Source organism: Mycobacterium sp. 1482292.6 (assembly GCF_001672995.1).
Lineage (GTDB): Bacteria > Actinomycetota > Actinomycetes > Mycobacteriales > Mycobacteriaceae > Mycobacterium > Mycobacterium europaeum_A.
In genome coordinates, this window is the sequence record NZ_LZKV01000003.1 from 1 (window position 1) to 525 (window position 525).

Consider the following 525-nt stretch of genomic DNA (forward strand, 5'->3'; position numbering starts at 1 on the left):
CCTCGCAGGATCCGTCCGGCAGCTCGCGCACGTCGCGCATCGGGTAGTACTCGAACATCCAGGACGCCGCCGGGGCCACGCGCAGGCTGGCCGACGGCAGCGCCGGGTCGCCGTCGAACAGCGAGGTGTCCGGCGGCGCGTGCAGGGCGGGCTCGGGCGGCGCGGCCGGCTCATCGAGCTCGCTGGCGTCGACGATCCGGTCGAAGCGGAACAGCCGAACGCCCTCGGCCTCGCGCGACCAGGCCTCCAGGTAGCTGTGGCCGCCGATCAGCAGCACCCGGATGGGGTCGACGACCCGGCTGGTCAGGGTGTCGTGGGAGGCGGAGTAGTAGTCGATGGCCAGCGCGTGCTTGGACTGCACGGCCGCACGCACCGCGGCGGCGGCCCGGTTCTCCACCGGCGCGGGCTCGTCGACGGCCGTTGCCGCGGCCGAAGCGTCCTGCGCCCGGGCCCCGGCGGCGCCCTCGATCTTGGCGATCGCGCTGCGCGCGGCCTCGGGGTCGACGACGCCGGGAATGTCGGCCA

Annotated in this window: 1 protein-coding gene; it reads right to left on the bottom strand. The window is 75.2% G+C overall.

Going from position 1 to position 525, the window contains the following annotated elements:
* A partial coding sequence (locus A5624_RS00015) for a YafY family protein (protein WP_156748683.1) occupies window positions 1–525 on the bottom strand: 525 nt, incomplete at both ends.